Source organism: Jilunia laotingensis (assembly GCF_014385165.1).
GTDB classification, from domain to species: domain Bacteria; phylum Bacteroidota; class Bacteroidia; order Bacteroidales; family Bacteroidaceae; genus Bacteroides; species Bacteroides laotingensis.
Genome location: NZ_JACRTF010000001.1, coordinates 2495928 through 2514987, shown reverse-complemented (window position 1 = coordinate 2514987; position 19060 = coordinate 2495928). Strand labels below are relative to the sequence as shown.

Annotated in this window: 12 protein-coding genes; 8 read left to right on the top strand and 4 right to left on the bottom strand. The window is 43.8% G+C overall.

What is annotated here, in order from left to right; translation table 11 throughout:
• Positions 1–12: 12 nt before the first annotated feature.
• From H8744_RS09620 to H8744_RS09610, 3 genes are read left to right on the top strand one after another with little or no spacing between them, the layout of a single operon-like run.
• Positions 13–1335 carry a T9SS type A sorting domain-containing protein gene (locus tag H8744_RS09620; RefSeq protein WP_262434622.1) on the top strand — a complete coding sequence of 441 codons (1323 nt, stop codon included), beginning with the start codon at positions 13–15 and terminating at the stop codon, positions 1333–1335.
• Between the two features lie 20 nt (positions 1336–1355).
• A complete protein-coding gene (locus H8744_RS09615) occupies positions 1356–3290 on the top strand; it encodes an Omp28-related outer membrane protein (RefSeq protein WP_262434621.1) in 1935 nt (644 codons plus the stop codon).
• Between the two features lie 52 nt (positions 3291–3342).
• Positions 3343–5112, top strand: a complete 1770-nt coding sequence (locus tag H8744_RS09610) for a choice-of-anchor J domain-containing protein (protein ID WP_262434620.1) — start codon at positions 3343–3345, stop codon at positions 5110–5112.
• 114 nt (positions 5113–5226) lie between these two features.
• On the opposite strand, the gene H8744_RS09605 is transcribed toward H8744_RS09610, so the two are convergent.
• A complete protein-coding gene (locus H8744_RS09605; RefSeq protein WP_262434619.1) occupies positions 5227–5856 on the bottom strand; it encodes a cytidylate kinase-like family protein in 630 nt (209 codons plus the stop codon).
• Positions 5857–5966: 110 nt separating this feature from the next.
• On the opposite strand from H8744_RS09605, the gene H8744_RS09600 reads away from it, so the two are divergent.
• Complete coding sequence (locus H8744_RS09600; RefSeq protein WP_305067475.1) at positions 5967–7349, top strand: MATE family efflux transporter; 1383 nt, start codon at positions 5967–5969, stop codon at positions 7347–7349.
• On the top strand, positions 7336–7914 hold the full coding sequence (locus H8744_RS09595; protein ID WP_262434617.1) for a Crp/Fnr family transcriptional regulator: 579 nt from the start codon (positions 7336–7338) through the stop codon (positions 7912–7914). Before H8744_RS09600 ends, H8744_RS09595 begins: the two co-directional genes overlap by 14 nt.
• An 8-nt stretch (positions 7915–7922) precedes the next feature.
• Here H8744_RS09595 and H8744_RS09590 read toward each other — a convergent pair whose 3' ends face one another.
• A complete protein-coding gene (locus H8744_RS09590) occupies positions 7923–9233 on the bottom strand; it encodes a serpin family protein (RefSeq protein WP_262434616.1) in 1311 nt (436 codons plus the stop codon).
• Between the two features lie 150 nt (positions 9234–9383).
• Positions 9384–10745 carry an MATE family efflux transporter gene (locus tag H8744_RS09585; protein ID WP_305067474.1) on the bottom strand — a complete coding sequence of 454 codons (1362 nt, stop codon included), beginning with the start codon at positions 10743–10745 and terminating at the stop codon, positions 9384–9386.
• 837 nt (positions 10746–11582) lie between these two features.
• On the opposite strand from H8744_RS09585, the gene lysS reads away from it, so the two are divergent.
• The 3 genes from lysS (at position 11583) to H8744_RS09570 (ending at position 15781) form a co-directional block, all read left to right on the top strand.
• Positions 11583–13310 carry a lysine--tRNA ligase gene (gene lysS, locus H8744_RS09580; RefSeq protein WP_262434614.1) on the top strand — a complete coding sequence of 576 codons (1728 nt, stop codon included), beginning with the start codon at positions 11583–11585 and terminating at the stop codon, positions 13308–13310.
• 108 nt (positions 13311–13418) lie between these two features.
• Positions 13419–14414 (top strand): NAD(P)H-dependent glycerol-3-phosphate dehydrogenase, encoded by a 996-nt coding sequence (locus H8744_RS09575; protein ID WP_262434613.1) that lies wholly within the window; start codon positions 13419–13421, stop codon positions 14412–14414.
• Between the two features lie 29 nt (positions 14415–14443).
• Positions 14444–15781, top strand: a complete 1338-nt coding sequence (locus H8744_RS09570; protein ID WP_262434612.1) for a glucose-6-phosphate isomerase — start codon at positions 14444–14446, stop codon at positions 15779–15781.
• A gap of 117 nt (positions 15782–15898) precedes the next feature.
• Here the strand turns inward: H8744_RS09570 and H8744_RS09565 are convergent, their stop codons facing one another.
• Positions 15899–19051, bottom strand: coding sequence for a T9SS-dependent choice-of-anchor J family protein (locus H8744_RS09565; RefSeq protein WP_262434611.1), 3153 nt, complete (start codon positions 19049–19051; stop codon positions 15899–15901).
• Between the last annotated feature and the right edge of the window lie 9 nt (positions 19052–19060).

Genomic DNA, 19060 nt, shown 5'->3' with positions numbered 1-19060 from the left:
CTTAAAAAGCTTATGAAACGATTATTACTTCTTGCTCTTTGTTTTACAATCAGCTTAAATGTTTCCCTTTTGCAGGCACAGGAACAAACAACATTGTATTATTTCGATGAAATAATTGATGATGATATTCTATTGGGAGGAGGGATTCTCAATGTATCCCCAAATGGAAAATATGCGGTGGGCTATGATGACATCTTCATGGAAACAGGATATGTATGGGATGCAACTAGCAAGAAGCTGGCAATGATAGATACAGGAGCAGGAGAAAGCGTACTGGTAAACGATGTGGATGACAATGGAACAATTCTCGGTTCATTCCAAAATGAAGATGGAATATACTCACCCGGATATTTAAAAGATGGAGAATGGCATTCTTTACCCGTTCCTGAAGACATAAAAGAAAGCAGACGAAAGGATTCTGATTATGCACCTATTGCTCAAGCTTTTTCTGCCGATGGAAAAATCATAGGAGGAACTATTTATTATAATGAAGGTAAGTTCCGCCCTGTTCTATGGATCGATGGCAAGCTACAGGAATTTCCCGATTTACAACTTGAAGGGCAAGGCTTTTACCTTTACGATATCAGTAATGACGGAAGCATCATTGCAGGATGGACAGAGTCTTCAATGGGAGATCGCATAGCAGCAATCATAGTAAATGGAGAATTAAAAAAACTTTATGAGCCTGATATGGAAAATGAAGACCGCTTTTTTCTGGAATGTATCGCAAGCCACGTTGACGCGAAAGGAAATGTAACCGGATATATCACTGATGATGACGCTATCTTACACGGATTCATATATAATGAGAAAGACGGATTGAAATATATATCCGAGGGGCCAATTGGTTGTTCACTTAACGACAATTGCGTATTTGGTTCCATCAGTGTATGGGGAGATGCGTCAATCATTAAAGATGGTGAAGAATCGACACTGAAGGAATTCTTGAAACTCGATACAGACAAATTCATAAGTACGGTAACAGCTTGCTCCGCAGACGCTAAGATCCTTGCAGGAAGTGGAATATGCGCAAATGACATGGGGGCATTCAGTGTACCGTATGTAATTGAATTATCTGAAGAAAGCAGAGGTGAAATAACTTCCATTCAGCAACAGAATGTCGATAAAAACAGTGTCAGTCTAAGTTCAGGCGGTCAATTATTCATTACGGGAAGTTATACGGGAGTATGTGTTTATAGTACTACAGGAAGTTGTGTAACCAAAGATAACCAACAAGGTCATATTATAAATTTAAGCCAACTTCCAAGCGGAATGTACATTGTCAAAGTTGTAAATGGCAATCAGTCCCAGTCATTCAAAGTCTTCAAACGATAATCTTGCTTAATAAATAATTGATGCATCCGGTATTATCCCGGTGGGAAATACCGGATGCTCTTTTCGCACATCCTATGTTCACTATGAAATTCACCATGAAATTTACCATTGAAGCTTTCATTCTATTCGCAACTCTTTGCTGCCACAACCCAATTGCGGCACAAACTTCCACATCAGATATCGAAAGAGTTGATTCCCTTATATTAGGAAATTGCAATATCCCCATCGTAGTCTATGAAAACATATATAATAATAGTCTAAGCGGAGGTGCTGCATTATATTATCCTAAATCTACCATGCAAATGTATAAAGACTGCCAAATAAAAGAGTTATACATAGGTATAGCTAATTATAAGTCGATTGAATCACTGCAAATATTTATAACGCATCGGCTAGAAGAACCATACGACTATATTCAATCTTCCACTATTACGAAAAACAATTGGAATCGGATCACACTCGACCAGCCATTCATACCCGATGGAAAGCCTATCTACATAGGCTACATGATAAAAGGAGCCTCCACATTATGCTACACTGAAGCTAAAGAGGATAATGAAGAATGGATTAATCAACGAGATAATACATGGGAAAAATACGTAAACAGATATAGTGCCGCATTATATGCTATTGTAGAAGGCGGAAGCAAACTTCCCAAACATAACATTCGGTTGAAGAAAGTAAAAATGCCATATTATAGCCTCACCAACACCCCAATATCCTTTGAAGGCAAGATCAGCAACCTGGGGACTGAAACCATCCATAGCCTTGAATATATTTATCAAGTAGGTACAGAACAATATAAAGAAGAATTACAAGGTTTGAATATCAAAAGCCACACGGAAGCACCTTTCCATATAAGCGGATTAAAACTAGCAGAAGAGGGAAATCCTGACCTGACCTTATCCGTAGTAAATATCAATGGATACCCCGACCAAGACATGACAGACAATTCAAGTCGTACCGTCACCCTATTGTGTAGAAATGAATTCACAGAAAGGAAGGTTCTGCTGGAAGTATTTTCTACCGAGCGCTGTTCAAGCTGTCCTTCTGCCCACTATTATTTATCGAAAGAACTCGAAGGAGACCAGCGCGTAATAGAATTAGGCCACCATTCCGGCTTTTATGATGATAAATTCACCATTCCTACAAGCGTTGAATATGAATGGTTTTATCGTCCAGACCGGCATCACGCACCGGCAATGATGCTTGATAGAAATAATATGTGGGAGAATTATCCCGAATATTACGATGTTGAAACACCCGTAATAGAAATCAAAGAAAAAGTATTCCCCACTATTTATGCCAATGCTTTAAAAGCTCCGGCTTTTGCATCCGTTCATTTAAACGTAGAGAAGAATAATACATACGAACGCACGATCAATATACACGTCTACGGGACAGAATTATTACCTCTTCCCCCCAAAGGTAACGAACGTTTATTCCTATTTCTTACAGAAGACAGCGTTTTTTCCACATCACAGGTTGGTTCCAACAAAAGCTTTTATCACCGTCACATTGCCCGAAAAGGCATTACCGGCACATGGGGCGACCCGATAAGCATCGCAGAAGGATTTTCAGCTGATTACAGCGTAGATATTCCTGAAACATGGAATACAGACAATATGAATGTCATAGCTTTCATCGGTAATTATGATCCGGAAAACAGAAACAACTGCCACGTATACAATGCAGAGACATTCAGTTTAAGATCACTATTCCCAACCGATCTGCATCAACAAATTACCGAAGAATTACAAATCATCCGTGAAGGAAGTTTTGTTTGTATCCCCACCGGATATGACAAAATAAAGCTTTACTCCATGGATGGTCAATGCCTGCTAAGTGATTCCGGGAATAAGCAACGTATTTCCCTGGAAAAATTCCCCAAAGGAAGTTATGTCTTATACATAAGCTCAAGAAACAGACAAAAAACCTTTAAGTTAAACCTCTAATAGAAGTAAATAGTTAGCCTTGAATAATATTAATCACTTTATATTGAAGAATATGAAATTAAAGAATCTTTTCGTACTTGCAACATTCACTTTGTCAGTGACTGCTCTCGTTATCTCATCATGTAATAATGAAAACGAGCCCCTGCCCTCTCCACCAGAAGAAATAACAGATCCGAACGAGCCCTACAAAGAAGGCGATGAAATCATATTTCTTTGTGACTTTCAAGATATGGACGAGGTCACAAGCCTGGTAACTCCATATAAATTAGACGGTTTAACTCCTTCCTCCGACATGCAGGAGGTTGGCTTTAGTATAGATAAGTCGTGGTTGTTTAAACTACGCGATAGCTATACCTCCAAGAACTATTTTGCCGGATCAACCTCTAAATTCTCACCTGCCGGCCAAGCGAATGCATGGCTTGTAACCATCCCAATAACCATACCGGCAGAAGGAGAAAGATACGTCCTATCATGGAAGTCCGAATCTTTAAGCCTCGATAAAAGAGACGGACTCAAAGTTTTTATATCTACAAAAGGAGGGAACCCCGAATCGGACTTTCCAACTACTCCGGAATGGGAAATCGAAGAGGAGACAGCCGGAAATTCCGAAGTTATCGATGGCGAATGGGCAGAACACGAAATCTCACTGGAAAAATACGCAGGAAAAGATATCCGGATCGCCTTCGTGAATCAAAGTAACGATAAATACGTACTCTGCATTGACGATATTTGCGTAAAAAAGAAAATGGGGTTTGAACTTCTATCCACTGTTGATAAACAAACGACAGAAGATGCCATAACCATAAAAGGTCTACTGACTGCAAAAACAGAAGAAATTACCGAATATACGGTTCACTATGTTACAGCCGATTCCATCGTACATACGGAACACTACCGGAATCTATCCATTCAGCCGGGTGAAAGCCACACATTCGAATTCAAAGACAAAATGGCTATCGGCACCAAAGGAGAATACGTATCCTACAAGATATGGGCGAGCGTAAAGGATATGGATAAAATAGGTTTGGCAGATTCAATCGCAGCCTTCACATTCATGCCTCAACATAAAATCGTATTGGAAGAAGGTACCGGAACATGGTGCGGATGGTGCCCGTTAGGCATATTATCTATTGAAAACTTACAGAATCTATATCCAGACAATATGATCGCAATAGCCGTACACAATGACGATGCCATGACTGTTGCAGAATATGACAAAGGGCTTCGTTTCGCAACATTCCCCAATGGCATAATCAACCGTAAATACCAATGCCAACCGATGGATGACTCCGGCAATAATTATTCTTTCGAAGGTAAAACCACTTTCCTGAATATGTTTCAACAAGCAATACAGGAAACTCCTTTTATAGAACCCCGCATCCTTCAAGCACAAATCACTGATAATATTATAAAGGTAAAGTCAGAAGTTAAATTTGCTCTCAATCCCCGATCGAACCATTACAGAGTTATCTACGTAATTACTGAGAATGATGTAGAAACAAAAGCCACACAACACAACTATCTAAGTCCCTATAATCTCCCTATCTTCGGAGAATTCGGCAAAGGAGGAAAATTTGGAACAAGTGTCATTAAAGGATACAAATTTCAAGAAGTGGCAAGAGGGATATACCCTTCTTTCAACGGAGCAGACGGGATGCTTCCGGCAAACATCAATTCCAGTCAGACCTATCCGTTGGAATATGAAATAGCGCTCAGCGATGCAACCATCAATAATATGGAAAAGCTTGATGTCACCATTATGATCACCGATGAAAACAGCGGTGAGATTCTGAATGCCGATCAGATAAAAGTTACCCGGTAGCTCGCATTCGGATACGGAAATTAGGACAAGGGCTTTCTCTCCCAATCATTAATATCCCAATCGTATGAAATCTCTTACGACCACTATAGCCTAAGAGATTTCATACGATTGAAATTACAGTTCCAATTTCTTTGCTACAAAACCTTCAATAAATCTCACGGTTCCATCTACCCCCAATACGGAAGAATCAATGCAAAGATGATAGGTGGCAGCCGCTCCCCACGTTTTATAGCTATAATAATTATAATACTCCGAACGTTTCTTATCGGCTTTATCCATCATTCCCTGAGCTTCTTCCTCGCTGATATTATGAATACTGCAAAGTCGCGCAATGCGGTCTTCCCGAGAAGATGAAATAAAGATATTTGCACAACGGGGATGATCTCTCAAAATATAATCAGCGCAACGTCCCACAAACAAACATGATTTGGAAGCAGCCAAATGTCGGATGACATCACTCTGGATTTTAAACAGAGCATCGTTACTCAAACAGTTGGTACAAGGCATCGCCCCGTCACTGATAAAAGGGAAACGCATTCCAAACAATCCGCCTATGATACCTTGAGATGCCTTTTCATCGGCTTTCTCAAAAAACTCCTTGCAAAGTCCGCTCTCTTCCGAAGCCAGCTTGATCAACTCTTTATCATAAAAGTCAATACCCAAACGGGCAGCCAATTTCTCTCCTATTTCTTTTCCGCCGCTACCTAACTGGCGACCGATATTGACGACATAATTACCATTCATAGTACATTTGCATATTGGTTTGAGAACAAACATACGGATTATTTCCGAAATTACCAAATGGTAATTTTTATCTCCCCAATTCGCCTTAACTTTGCAGCATGAAAAAGGAAATGAAAGATAATATCGATTTCGGAAGTATGGACATTTCCACACTCTTCCGTAAATTACTGATCCCAACCGTCCTGGGAATGGTATTTTCAGCCATATTTGTCATTACAGACGGGATATTCGTCGGCAAAGGAATCGGCAGTGATGCATTAGCGGCAGTCAACATTACCGCCCCACTTTTTATGATAACTACCGGAGTAGGATTGATGTTCGGTGTAGGCGCTTCCGTAGTAGCCTCCATCCATCTGTCACATGGGAAACAGAAAGCAGCGGGCATTAATATCACGCAGGCTCTTGTATTCTCATCGCTGCTCATCCTCCTGCTATCGGCACTCTGTTTCTTCTTTATGGAACCGGTTGCACGGTTACTGGGCAGTTCAGACCGCCTGTTACCGGGCGTAACAGAATATATGAGTTGGTATGTACCATTTCTCGTGTTCTATCTCTTGCTCAATGCCAGCATGTTCTTCGTCCGCCTCGACGGAGCGCCGAACTATGCCATGATGTGTAACGCCATCGCAGCAATCGCCAATATCGTACTGGATTATGTATTCATATTCATACTGGGATGGGGATTGATGGGAGCCGCTTTTGCTACCAGCATAGGTACAATGATAGGTGCCGTCATGACATTGGTCTACCTGTTCCGGTACTCCAAGAATATCATTTTATATCCCATCAAAATGAGCCGTAAAAGCATGCAACTGACCTTCCGTAATATCGGCTACATGGTGAAACTAGGCTCATCCGCCTTTGTCAGCGAGGCTTCTATCGCAAGCATGATGCTATTGGGCAACTATGTCTTTATCCGCTATCTGGGAGAAGACGGAGTTGCGGCTTTCAGCATTGTCTGTTATTTCTTCCCGATCATATTTATGGTTTACAATGCCATCGCTCAATCGGCACAACCCATTATTAGTTATAATTTCGGGGCAGGCAGCAACAGACGAGTACACCAGGCTCTCCGCTTATCAATCAAAACCGCACTTGGTTGCGGGGTATTCTTCTTTGTCATGACGGTATTATGCAACCGGAACATCGTTTCTTTGTTTATCGACCGCAGTTTCGGTGCATATGATATCGCTGTGGCAGGACTTCCTTATTTTGCCATCGGATATGTATTCTTTGCCCTGAACATAGTCGGCATCGGATATTACCAGAGCATCGAACGGGCTCACCGCGCCACCATCATCACGTTGCTTCGCGGAATAGTGTTCATGTTGGCCGGTTTCATCCTGCTGCCCCGCCTGCTGGGAGTACCGGGCATCTGGCTTGCCGTACCTTTGGCGGAATTACTGACTTTGCTCTACATTATCGGAATTTATTTGAAAGACCGTTTTCACTCCCGCCAAAGATGCGTATCTTTGCCGCATGGAGACATTTAAAGAAAAGTTCAGGAATAGATATAACCTTTCAGAAACAGACGTTCAAACCCTGTTGAATCACATGGAAGAGGTGTGTTTCAAGAAACGCGACGTAATTGTACGTGAAGGTGCGCGGAACACCCATCTTTACCTGATCCAAGAAGGCATATGGCGGGGGCACTATACGAAAGACGATGTAGACACCACCATCTGGTTTGCCTCCGAAGGTGAGGCAGCCTTTTCAATTTGGGGGTATGCCGACAATTCCCCTTCGTTGATCAGCATTGAAGCCATGTCCGACGGCAAGGCTTATTGTATCTCGGGAAAAAGTCTGAACGAATTGTGTTCCTCCTGCATCGGGCTGGCCAATCTGGGACGCCGGTTAATGGAACACCAACTACTGAGTATGGAGAATTGGTTAATCACCGCCGGTAGCCCGCGTGCCCGCGAGCGCTACCTAACACTGATCAAAGAGACCCCTGAGTTATTACAGCATGTCCCTTTGAAATACATCGCTTCTTATCTTTGGATCACTCCTCAGTCATTAAGCCGGATTCGTGCCGGAATCAGGACGTACAAAGACTGAGGAAAGGCTTACACCGGTTCCATCTCCTTCATCCTTCCGATAAAAAGAATAGCCCCACTCTTTTTCTCTTTTATCATATAGAGGAACGGACGGTTTACAGAAAAATACACCCCTGAACCACCAACCGATTCATCCATCACCACCGCAGTTGCCGCAGCAGCCTCGGTTCCATCTTCCGTGACCGAAACGAATGTCTTTTGCAACACTTTACTTATAGACAACCCATTTTGACGTTCCACCAGCATGTTAGGAAATTCAGCATCAAGGGAGAAAGCTTTCTTCATGCCTAAGGCTTGCAAATCGCCTGTCAGCTCACGTTTGCATTTAAGCGTAAAACTCGGCATCATAAGTTGCACCTCTTTCTCTTCCATTCCTGCTATCCATTGCCGCCATTGTTCCGTCGCAAGTCCGGCAACCAGCGTATCCAAAGCTTTTCCCCAGGCTGGCACGACAATCACCATACTGAACATTCCGTTGCCATAAGGCAATTCTATTAAACTGACATCTTGCGTTTCCAGATACCTGGCATCCAAACTCTGACGCATCATATTGGTTACCATTTCCTTACCATCCGCATTATAAAAATAGTCAAGGACGGTATCCTCCTTATCGAATTTAGAAGTCCATACGCCATTAAAATAGAGAGCATTAATCAGTATAGCGATCGTTTCCCCATCGATGTTTCCCTCTGTAAGCATCGGATTGATACGTCCGTTCGTATGGTCGGAACACCATTGATTGATAGTTATCAAAGCTTCCGGAGACGCAAAGTCCACAGCCGACAGTTCTGCATTATAATAATTCCAGCTATCACTGACAAATCCGTTTTGCAAATGGTACTCATCTCTCACCCATATAGAGTTTGCTATGTTAAGTTCAGTCTTCGGATCGGCCTTTTGCAATCCCCAAGCCAATTTCCTGCAATACTCATTGATAGCTTCTCTGGAATATTCCTTCCATCCAAGTGTGTTTTGCATTTCGGTAAGCGTTGTTCCGTCCGCTCCATTGGATGTCATTGTCAAAGCCAACGTAGCACTGAGGGGAGAAAGGAAAATGTTCTTCTCTTCCTTGTCACTTGCCACCTGACGTAGCAGATCAAACGCAAAGGCATTGTTCCGGTTGGTCATTTCCTGTTCATCGGAAGTAAAAGAGACTTCGTTCCAGTCGATATTTACAGGTTGGAGGTCGAGTTCTTCCTGAGGCTGTTCACCGGGTTGTTCTTCCGGTTGATCTCCGGACTGTTCGGGCACATTGTTTTCATCGGACTGGCAGGCAGTCATCAACAAGCCAATCGCTGCAATAAAAATAATCCGTTTCATAGTAATACTTATTTTAGTTAAACAATGACCACCAAGTGGCTCTATTTCACAAAGATAAGTATTAAAAAACAGATTACCTATTTAAAACTCCATTAATTTCATGCTGTAGCCCTATTTTACTATTTCCCGCAAGACATCCGCTGTTATCTATCACGCCTTCACCGCCATCTTACGGAACTGCCTGAACTGCCACCATAGCATGATTCCCGCTATCAGACTGGCTAAAAGATCGGATACCGGCATACTAGCCCACACTCCCATCTGGCCATAGAAATGCGGAAGGATTAGCAAACAGGGCACCAAGATCAGCATCTGGCGGGTAAGTGACAAAAAGATTGCTTTTCCTGCCATCCCGATACTTTGGAAAAAGTTGGACGCCACCATCTGAAAGCCGACAATAGGGAAAAACATTACGACAATACGAAATCCTTCGGCAGAAAGATTGATCAGCTCCATGTCGCTGGTAAAGATAGAAACGATCAGTTCGGGCACAATCATACCTAATATAAAGCCGGTAGTGGTCACAACCGTAGCACCGATAATTGTCAGCTTCAACACACGTGTGACACGCGAATACTGACGGGCACCGAAATTATATCCGGCAATAGGCTGCATTCCCTGGTTCAGTCCCAACACTATCATGACCACCACGAACACCAACCGGTTGACGATGCCGAAAGCACCGATAGCCAAGTCACCGCCATACCGTTTCAATCCCTGATTGATAAGAATAACGATGAAGCAAGATGCCAGATTCATCAAAAAAGGAGACATTCCGATGGCCAGGGAGTCGAATACGATTTTACGTTTCAGGCGGAAAATACCACGATGGAAGTGCAGAAGTTCCTCTTTGTTACTGAACAATTTGAATTGCCACATCAACGAGATGACTTGCGCCACAATGGTAGCAATCGCTGCACCACGAATGCCCCAGTCGAATACGAAAATGAAGACCGGATCGAGGATGGTATTGATAATAACCGTAGCAATGGTAGCATACATCGCTTTCTGCGGATGGCCAGCCGACCGAAGTACAGCGTTCAAGCCCAAATAGATATGCGTGATGACATTCCCCCACAAAATAACCTGCATGTATTCACGCGCGTAATACACCGTCTCATCGCTACCACCGAAAAAGTAGAGGATAGGATCGAGAAAAATCAGCGTGACCACCGAGAAAGCCAAACCGATGATGATATTCAGCACCAACACATTGCCAAGCACACGCTGTGCCGTGTCATAGTCGCGTTGCCCCAGCTTCACCGAGATCAAGGTCGCTGCTCCCACACCGACCAACGAACCGAAAGCTGCGGCAAGGTTCATCAAAGGGAAAGTCAGTGCAAGCCCCGAAATAGCCATTCGCCCCACACCGTGTCCGATGAAAATACTATCTACCATATTATAAAGAGAAGAAGCCGTCATGGCGATAATTGCCGGAATGGCATATTGCATTAGAAGTTTACCGATGCTCTCCGTCCCCAACGCTGTGGGCGTTTTTTGTCCTGTCGTCATACTTGTTTTCATAAAATTGAGGGTGCAAAAGTAGTGCTTTTTCACGAAGCGGACAAATGAGAACACTTATAATATTTAAAGAATCTGCGAAGTTCGGTCAAAAGGATAGCATAAAGGCCGATTGCATAACACAAATCTTCCGATAAGCACTTTTTACTTACCTGCATTCTCCAGTAATTCATTCAAATAGGGAAATCAATTCAAGACGACACGTAATAATATGCATCAAACCTCCCGACTAAAGAATATTTATACAGTCCTGTTACTTTAAAACCACCTTCATCCATTGTAATGGTTTCGTTTCCGGTGTAAAACGGTTTATTCCTCGGTGAGTAGCACTGCGTTCATCGGTGAGGAACACTGTGTTCATCGGTGAGAAGCACCTCCTTCATCGGTGAGGAAAGCCATGCACCTCGGTGAGGAAGCATCCGCACACCATAAAAGCGACCGATTGAAAGCTATTTCCTCTTAATAAACAGGCAAGCCGGATATGACACATCAGCACAGAAATGGTTCTATTTATATCTTTCCGAGCAATCAAAAGAAGAAAAGCCGAACACATAGTCCCTTAATCGAGCAAATTGCGAGAATCTTGAACTCGTCTAATACGCCCAGAATCAAAAAATACAGTCCACGCTGCCATCCTCCCGTATTTTCCGCATCCAGAGGAGATTAGAATATGCAAAGTGTCAAAACGTTATTCTTCCGACAGCCATTTCCAATCCACCTTCCGACCGTCCTTCAAACCCCACTTCGGCAAATTAGCAGCCCATTGATGCCGGAATATAAAAAATGTTTCGTATTTTTGTCCCAAATATTGAGTTAATACGTAACGAAATGAACCTATTAGAACTAAGTGAACAGGAAATCATCCGACGTAACAGTCTGAATGAGCTTCGCGCGATGGGCATCGAGCCATATCCCGCAGCAGAGTATGTAACCAATGCTTTCTCCACCGATATAAAACAGGAATTCAAAGACGAAGAAGAACCCCGTCAGGTGTCCATAGCCGGACGAATAATGAGCCGCCGCGTCATGGGCAAAGCTTCTTTCATCGAGCTTCAGGATTCCAAAGGACGCATCCAGGTGTATATCACCCGTGATGACATCTGTCCGGGAGAAGATAAAGAATTGTACAACACTGTATTCAAACGCCTGCTCGACTTAGGAGATTTTATCGGCATCGAAGGCTATGTGTTCCGTACACAAATGGGCGAAATCAGTGTCCATGCAAAAAAGCTGACCGTACTTGCCAAATCGATCAAACCGCTGCCAATCGTTAAATATAAAGACGGTGTGGCTTATGACTCGTTTGAAGATCCTGAACTGCGGTATCGTCAACGTTATGTAGACCTTGCGGTAAACGATGGCATCAAAGAGATATTCCTCAAACGCAATAAAGTGTACAATTCCATGCGCGAGTATTTCAACTCGAAAGGTTATGTGGAAGTAGAAACTCCGATCCTGCAATCCATTGCCGGTGGAGCTGCGGCACGTCCGTTCATCACTCATCACAACGCACTCGACATGCCGTTGTACATGCGTATCGCCAGTGAACTGTACTTAAAGCGTCTGATCGTAGGTGGATTCGAGGGTGTCTATGAAATCGGCAAGAACTTCCGTAACGAAGGTATGGATCGCACACACAACCCGGAATTTACCTGTATGGAAATATACGTGGCCTACAAGGATTACAACTGGATGATGACCTTTACGGAAAACATGATCGAGAAAATCTGCCTAGACGTGAACGGTACGACCGAAGTCAAAGTAGGCGACAACATCATCAACTTCAAAGCTCCGTTCAAGCGTGTCACCATGCTCGACTCCATCAAAGAGTTTACAGGCTATGACCTCAACGGACTCAGTGAAGACGAAATCCGTGAAATCTGCAAAAAGCTGAACATGGAGATCGATGAAACGATGGGCAAAGGCAAGCTGATCGATGAAATCTTCGGTGAATTCTGTGAAGGCAATTACATACAGCCCACATTTATCACCGACTATCCGATCGAAATGTCACCGCTGACCAAACGCCACCGCGACAACCCCGAACTGACCGAACGCTTCGAACTGATGGTAAACGGCAAGGAGCTGTGCAATGCCTATTCGGAATTGAACGACCCTCTCGACCAGTTAGAACGCTTCGAAGAACAGATGCGCCTAAGTGAAAAAGGCGATGACGAAGCCATGATCATCGACAAGGACTTTGTGCGCTCATTGGAATACGGTATGCCACCGACTTCCGGAATGGGTATCGGCATGGATCGTCTCGTAATGCTGATGACCGGGCAGACTACCATCCAGGAAGTGCTGTTCTTCCCACAGATGCGACCGGAAAAAGTAGTGAAGAAAGACCCGGCTGCCAAATATATGGAACTGGGAGTTCCCGCAGATTGGGTGCCAGTCATCCAAAAAGCTGGCTACAACCTCGTTGAGGACATGAAGGATGTCAATCCGCAGAAGCTTCATCAGGACATCTGCGGCATCAACAAGAAATACAAATTGGAGTTGACGAATCCAAGTGTGAACGATGTAACCGATTGGATAAAAAAAATCAATTAGAAACGAAAAGCGAAGAGTGAAAAGTGAATAACGGGTTGCACTGTACTACCCTACCACTTTTCACTCTTCACTCTTCGTTTTTCACTTTTCACTATATATTATAGTAATATGAAACTACCTGGTAAGATAGCGATAATGGGCGGTGGAAGCTGGGCCACAGCCATAGCCAAGATGTTTCTCTCACAAGAGGATTCCATCAACTGGTATATGCGCCGTGACGACCGCATAGCCGACTTCAAACGGCTCGGACACAATCCGGCTTACCTCACGGGCGTGAAGTTCGACATGAAACGCATCAATTTCAGTTCGAACATCAATGACATTGTGAAGGAATCGGATACACTTGTCTTTGTCACCCCCTCCCCTTACTTGAAGGCTCACTTGAAAAAGCTGAAAACCCGCATTAAGGATAAGTTCATCATTACCGCCATCAAAGGAATCGTCCCCGATGACAATCTTATCGTGTCGGAGTACTTCACGAAAGAGTATGGCGTGCCGCCCGAGAATATCGCTGTATTGGCAGGTCCCTGCCACGCAGAAGAAGTGGCTCTGGAACGTCTCTCCTACCTCACCCTTGCCTGCCCCGACAAAGACAAAGCACGCATCTTTGCCCGCCGCCTGGGAAGCAGCTATATAAAAACTTCCGTCAGCGATGACGTTGCGGGAATCGAATACAGCTCCGTACTGAAAAACGTCTACGCCATCGCAGCAGGCATTTGCAGCGGACTGAAATACGGTGATAACTTTCAAGCCGTACTCATCTCCAACGCCATTCAGGAAATGCGCCGTTTTCTCGACACAGTTCATCCATTGAACCGAAACGTAGACGAATCTGTTTATCTGGGGGACTTACTGGTGACGGGCTATTCCAACTTCAGCCGTAACCGCACATTCGGCACCATGATCGGCAAAGGATATTCGGTGAAGAGCGCCCAAATAGAAATGGAAATGATAGCTGAAGGATACTACGGAACCAAGTGCATCAAAGAGATAAACAAGCATCACCATGTGAACATGCCGATACTCGATGCCGTATACAATATCCTGTACGAACGCATTTCACCCATGATCGAGATCAAGTTGCTGACTGATTCATTCAGATAAAAAACTATAAATGCAAAAGACATAGAGTTATGATCAAATTAAACATTGAAAAGACATTCGGATTCATCTCCAAAGAATCTGTAGATGCCTACGCAGCAGAAGTAAAAGCTGCACAGGAAACATTGGAGCAGGGCACTGGCAAAGGGAATGATTTTCTGGGATGGCTGCATCTGCCGTCGTCTATCACTCCTGAACATCTGGCCGACTTGAAAGCGACCGCTCAGGTATTACGCGACAACTGTGAAGTGGTTATCGTTGCCGGCATCGGTGGTAGTTACCTGGGAGCGCGTGCCGTGATCGAAGCTCTGTCAAACAGCTTCACCTGGCTGCAAGACAAAAAGACAGCCCCGGTAATGATCTATGCCGGACACAACATCAGTGAAGACTATCTGTTCGAATTGACGGAATACCTGAAAGACAAGAAATTCGGTGTAATCAATATCTCTAAATCGGGCACTACTACCGAAACCGCCCTCGCTTTCCGCCTGCTGAAAAAGCAATGCGAAGACCAACGCGGCAAAGAAACGGCACGAAAGGTAATCGTTGCCATCACCGACCCTAAAAAAGGTGCGGCACGTATCACAGCCGACAAAGAAGGATATAAATCATTCATCATCCCCGACAACGTAGGCGGGCGTTTCTCCGTACTTACCCCGGTAGGTTTGCTGCCAATTGCCGTTGCCGGATTCGACATCGAGAAATTGGTTGCCGGTGCTGCCGATATGGAGAAAGCTTGTGGCGCACACGTACCGTTCACCGAAAATCCTGCCGCCATCTACGCTGCTACCCGTAACGATCTCTATAAAAACGGAAAGAAGATCGAAATCCTCGTTAACTTCTCTCCGAAGCTACACTACGTAAGCGAATGGTGGAAACAGCTGTACGGTGAATCGGAAGGTAAAGACAACAAAGGTATTTTCCCGGCAGCCGTTGACTTCTCTACCGACCTGCACTCCATGGGACAATGGATTCAGGAAGGCGAACGCACCATCTTCGAGACAGTGATCTCCGTAGAAAAGGTGGAACACAAGCTGGAAGTACCTACAGATGAAGCCAATCTGGACGGCTTGAACTTCCTTGCCGGTAAGCGTGTTGACGAAGTGAACAAGATGGCTGAATTGGGAACCCAATTGGCTCATGTGGACGGTGGCGTACCTAACATCCGCATTGTACTTCCCGAACTAACGGAATACAACATCGGTGGCCTTATGTATTTCTTCGAAAAAGCATGCGGCATCAGCGGCTATCTGCTTGGCGTAAATCCATTCAACCAACCGGGCGTGGAAGCATACAAAAAGAACATGTTTGCATTGCTGAACAAACCTGGATACGAAGAAGAATCAAAAGCCATACAAGCAAGACTGTAAAAGAAGAAAAAAAGAGCTATAGCAAGAACGTCCGGGCAGAATCAAAAAAACGCCCGGACGTTTCTATTTCCGCCCGGACGTTCCATTCGCATGAACCGGTACTACTACCGGTAATTCTTATTTCACTACAATCTTATGAGTTTCAACCGTAGATTCGGTCTTCACCTTCAAGAAATAAACTCCTTTGGCGAATCCCGTCATATCAACTTCCGACATGGATTCATCGATGACTTTTACGGAAGCTCCGTTGATGGAGAACAATTCCGCCTCGGTAAACTCACCTGAGATATGCAATCTATCAACGACCGGATTCGGGTAAACACTTATTCGGTTCTTCTTTTCCGGTGTTTGGATGGAAGAGAGAATCTTACCATTGATTAGCAAAGAAATATTCGGCATTCTGGCACTGTTTCCACTCTCTACGGATGAAGTATAAGGTGCATCTTCACTGATATAATATCTTGTACGTCCCTCTCCAAGTACGTCTTCATCTGTCGTATAAAGGAAATTATTACCTTTGTATTTTGTGAATTCCTCACCGGTACGTTCCACAAACACACACAGATTCTTTCCTGTATACTTGAATGGCTCATCCAAGTCAATTAACAACACATTATTCTGCTGATCCAGCGATACACTTCCATCAAATACTTTCGTAAACTCTTCATCGGGTACATAGGAATCCTTAAGATTATCCATATCCGTATTAGCCAACCATACGCGAATCTTCACATCCTGTGCCGCCACTCCGAAATTAGGAGAAATATAATAATAGTAAACCAGCTTCTCTATGGTACCTTCAGAGAATTTCAAATCAGAAGGCAAGTACAATGTTTGGGAACGGCTGTATGGCATATCGGTGGCAAACGGACAGTTCGGAGAAAATGACATTTCAGCCTTCGAGCCTACATACTCCCAACTCAATTGATCTCCGGATAGGACTTCCACACTCAAAGCCGGTGAAACATCATTGCCCGCATTGGCATCTCCTTCAAGTACTACACGACCATTCAAATGTTTCTGTCCGGTCTGTGGCATGGTAGCCTTTACTTCCACCGTCAGTGTTTGTTGAGGAGCCAATTCACGGTTTACATTGTTTGCTCCCAACACATTCAAGTCTTCGTCCACAACTTCCACCCGATAAGTAGATACATTTTCAAGTCCTTCGTTGCGTACCGTCACTTCATATGAAGTCGCGTCATTCTGCACAGGAGCCGTGAGACCTTTGATTACAATAGCTTCCATATCTTTAGCGAACGATTCCCGTAACGAAATATCCGTAATCTGGATCATCCACTGGTCAGGATCGGAATAACATTGGAACCCGATATGATACTCTCCCGTTTCATCCACCTTGAAACTTGCGGCAACTTCCTGGAAATCTTGATCATTCAAATCTGTATAATCACCGATGACCTTCACCATTGCATCGTGGCGGGCATCCGTACATAAAGTAGCCCTGAATTTCTCCTGTGCCAAATCTCCTCCCAGACGTACCCGGAACTTCAATATGTAGCTTTTACCTGCCTCAAACGTAAACGGAGCAGAGAAGAACCACTCGTCCGCTTGAATATATGGAGGTTCATCATAATTATAAACGTTATATTCGAGGAACCAATCTTTCGTTGCCTTATAATTATTGCCAAACTCCCAAGTATAGCCATCACCGTTTGCATCCTCGATGATCCATAAATTACGTAAATCTTCCGTACTGAAATCACAACTGTAGGGCAGGCTCATTGAAGCATCACCGATAAACAGCTTATTTGTTTCTGCCGGTTTACCCTCTCCGCCAACCGTCTTCGGGATGATCTGGTAATAATAAGCACTGAACTTATTTATAGACTGATCCACATAGGAAGTCTCTGCCAGATCCTTCGCCACTTCTTTCTTATCGGGGTAACGAATTACGTCATATTTAAGGCTTGCTACATCCAACCAACCTCCGTTGACCCCTGTAGTAGGTGCTTTCCAGCTGATATGTGCCTCATTTTTATCATCTTCTTTTATCAGTAACGGTTCTGTAACAGCAACGGGAACATCCTGACCGACAAATGTCTGGTCTGTTTTTACTGCTTTTCCCTCTCCGACTTCATTAAACGGAAGCAATTTATAAGCCACATAACCGTTTTGTTTCAATTGATCCGTCCAATCTGCTTTCGCACCGGGCACAGGATTATCGATGGTATGTACCAGTTCTTCTCCTCTATATATTTCAATTTTAGAAAGAGTGGTCAACTCATCACCTGCAACGGTATATTCCGGGTTTACCCAAGATAAGCTGACCGTCAAGGCACCCTTTTCACCCGGCTCAATCAACAAATCTTTCACAGCTTCAGGCGCATCCGGTTCCACCGAAGCAGTAGGCACATATAAAGCGACTATCTCGGCATTATTTCCCAACGGATCGATAATACGGGTAGCTTCTCCGCTTTCCATGTCGATAGTTGCCAAGAAGCCGTTACCGTCTTCCGTAAAGCCCGCCCAATACAAGGTATTATCTTCCTTGTCAAAATCCATAGACTGCAAATACATGGGAAACTCATTCGTGAAGCCAACACATTCCACATATTTTTCATCTAGCATGATCTGGCACAAATCCCCATCCTGGCTGACACCGAACATATTGCCTTTATTATCTGCCGCCAATGTAATCAAATCATAGCTAAGTGCAAATACTTCTTTGAAATCTCCCGTCTTCAAGTCTATTGTATATAAGAAGGTAGCTTCGGCATCAGAATTATACCCAACAGCATACATTGTTTCAGTAGTATAATTATAAGTCATATCCATGAAAATAGGATCATTTTTCTCATAGGCCTTTAGCTCTTTTTCTTCACCGGTCAACAGATCCACCGAAACAAACGAAATAGGAAAAGTAAAGGACTTATGCTGCATATACATTATCCCATCCACACCTGCACCGGAAGATACATCTACTTCTGAAAAGTAATGGGTGGTAAACTGAGTAGGATTCGTCAAAGGAAATGTCCCCAGACCCGGCACATAATCCTCAGTTTCATCAACGATAAGAAATCCCCATAATTCCTTATTGCCATCGATTTTCATCATTGAAGCACTGGCGTGCTTTCGTTGATGAGTGGAAGAAAGGGTTCTCCAACCTTTCTTTTGCACATCAGAAGCACCCGGGTATTTTAACCCCATCGCATCACGTTTTCCGGTTTTACTTTGCAATTGCGCATATGCGCCAACATTACCCAATGTCACCATCAAAGCAAAAACAATCAAATAAAGATAGTATTTCTTCATAATAATATA

Excerpts from the sequence above, each read along its gene's own strand:
- H8744_RS09620 (WP_262434622.1), top strand. The coding sequence starts at position 13 with ATGAAACGATTATTACTTCTTGCTCTTTGTTTTACAATCAGCTTAAAT.
- H8744_RS09615 (WP_262434621.1), top strand. The coding sequence starts at position 1,356 with ATGCATCCGGTATTATCCCGGTGGGAAATACCGGATGCTCTTTTCGCA.
- H8744_RS09610 (WP_262434620.1), top strand. The coding sequence starts at position 3,343 with ATGAAATTAAAGAATCTTTTCGTACTTGCAACATTCACTTTGTCAGTG.
- H8744_RS09605 (WP_262434619.1), bottom strand. The coding sequence starts at position 5,856 with ATGAATGGTAATTATGTCGTCAATATCGGTCGCCAGTTAGGTAGCGGC.
- H8744_RS09600 (WP_305067475.1), top strand. The coding sequence starts at position 5,967 with ATGAAAGATAATATCGATTTCGGAAGTATGGACATTTCCACACTCTTC.
- H8744_RS09595 (WP_262434617.1), top strand. The coding sequence starts at position 7,336 with ATGGAGACATTTAAAGAAAAGTTCAGGAATAGATATAACCTTTCAGAA.
- H8744_RS09590 (WP_262434616.1), bottom strand. The coding sequence starts at position 9,233 with ATGAAACGGATTATTTTTATTGCAGCGATTGGCTTGTTGATGACTGCC.
- H8744_RS09585 (WP_305067474.1), bottom strand. The coding sequence starts at position 10,745 with ATGACGACAGGACAAAAAACGCCCACAGCGTTGGGGACGGAGAGCATC.
- lysS (WP_262434614.1), top strand. The coding sequence starts at position 11,583 with ATGAACCTATTAGAACTAAGTGAACAGGAAATCATCCGACGTAACAGT.
- H8744_RS09575 (WP_262434613.1), top strand. The coding sequence starts at position 13,419 with ATGAAACTACCTGGTAAGATAGCGATAATGGGCGGTGGAAGCTGGGCC.
- H8744_RS09570 (WP_262434612.1), top strand. The coding sequence starts at position 14,444 with ATGATCAAATTAAACATTGAAAAGACATTCGGATTCATCTCCAAAGAA.
- H8744_RS09565 (WP_262434611.1), bottom strand. The coding sequence starts at position 19,051 with ATGAAGAAATACTATCTTTATTTGATTGTTTTTGCTTTGATGGTGACA.